The sequence below is a fragment of the Candidatus Aquarickettsia rohweri genome (assembly GCF_003953955.1).
Lineage (GTDB): Bacteria > Pseudomonadota > Alphaproteobacteria > Rickettsiales > Midichloriaceae > Aquirickettsia > Aquirickettsia rohweri.
Genome location: NZ_RXFM01000141.1, coordinates 1 through 1,507 on the forward strand (window position 1 = coordinate 1; position 1,507 = coordinate 1,507).

2 protein-coding genes are annotated in these 1,507 nt (G+C 23.6%); both read right to left on the reverse strand.

Translation table 11 applies throughout. The features are described from left to right. Positions 1-418 (reverse strand): phytanoyl-CoA dioxygenase family protein (locus tag EIC27_RS06795; protein WP_162298370.1); only part of this gene is annotated, 418 nt, incomplete at its 3' end. A 4-nt stretch (positions 419-422) separates the two neighbouring features. Further along, positions 423-1,507, reverse strand: a 1,085-nt coding sequence (locus tag EIC27_RS06800) for a methyltransferase (RefSeq protein ID WP_276310350.1), incomplete at its 5' end; no start/stop codon positions are given.

Consider the following 1,507-nt stretch of genomic DNA (forward strand, 5'->3'; position numbering starts at 1 on the left):
TTTTTGGAATTAACTGTAAAGCTCCTGTATTCCTATCAACATTATTTAAAGCAAGCCATAAAGAAAAATGATAAGGATTATTAGGTGAATAAGAAATATCTTGATGTAGTGGAACTGCTTCTTTTATATCTTTATTCTTACAAATTATATTTTTTTTCTGCAATTTTAGCTTTTTTTTAAGTACTTTTTCAAGCTGAGTTTGAGCAATATTATCTAAAGAATCATCTATACATTTCATAATATTTGAAGAAGATCCCCATCTTCCAGTACAATACACATAATTTGAAGAAGATGTATTAATTTCTTCAGCATTAATTTTAATTTTCTTTTTTAAATTTGAAATTATATCATCTATTTTTAATGATGTAATAACATCGTTTAAAATAAAAAATCCATTTTTTTTGAAAGTTTCTAACATGACATTATTGTGATAAATTAGCTTTTATTAAAGTAAGGTATGATGTTATTTTAACTTGCTGCTTTATTTTATATCCATTTTTTGATAATAATTTATTCCAATCTTTAATAGTTCTCAATCTTCCACCAGTTTCAATCATCATGTTAACATCTAATAAGCCACCTGCAGAAGAATCTTCTTGTAAAATTGTCTCAAAAATTATTAATTCTGAAATATTAAGATATTTGAATTTTTTTAAATATTCTACTACCCCTTCATCATCAAAATAATGCAAATATCTTAATAAAAAAGCAATATCATATTTATGATCTAAAGAATTTAAATTAGTTATTGTTTTTATATCACTAGTTTGTAGGTAATCTTTTGGAATTTTATTTTCTAATAAAGCTGTAATATTTAAATTAGGCTGTTTTTTTAATAAATATCTAAAAAATCCTAAACCAGATCTACCAAAACATATAATTTCTTTATTAGAAAAGTTAAATTTTTCTATAAAGTTCGTTAAATCTTTAATTGCATAACCTTCTAAGGCTTTATAATAATTTTGTAAATTATAGTCATCTGACTCATTATCTTTAAATGATTGATGACTTGATATTTTTGGATTTTGAAGTAAGTTTGGCAAATTTAACCACCCATTATCAGCTACTTTTGCCCACATTATTGCTGCAGCAGGAAAAAACGTTTTAATTTTATTTGACAAAAAATTACCTTTACTAGTTGAATACCAATGGTTTTCATCAAAAAATACAAGATTTAATTCCCATAAAGCTCTTAAAATACGAATTAAGTTATCTTTAGGAACTTTTAAATTTTTTACTAATCCATCAGTAGTTGATGGTAAATATTCAAATATATTTAATTTTATAGCAGCATTTATAATAAATATTTTCCAAAAATCTACCATATCAGAAGATAATTGTGCTTCTGATACTCTTATATCCTCTTTATTTAATCTGTGGATTATTTGGTCTTTTATGTTAATTTGAAAGATATTACCATCAAAAGTTTCTACTCTTGCCAAATCATTATAAAAATGTTCTACATTTTTATACCTTGATTCATATAATGGATTGCCAGTTTTATCAA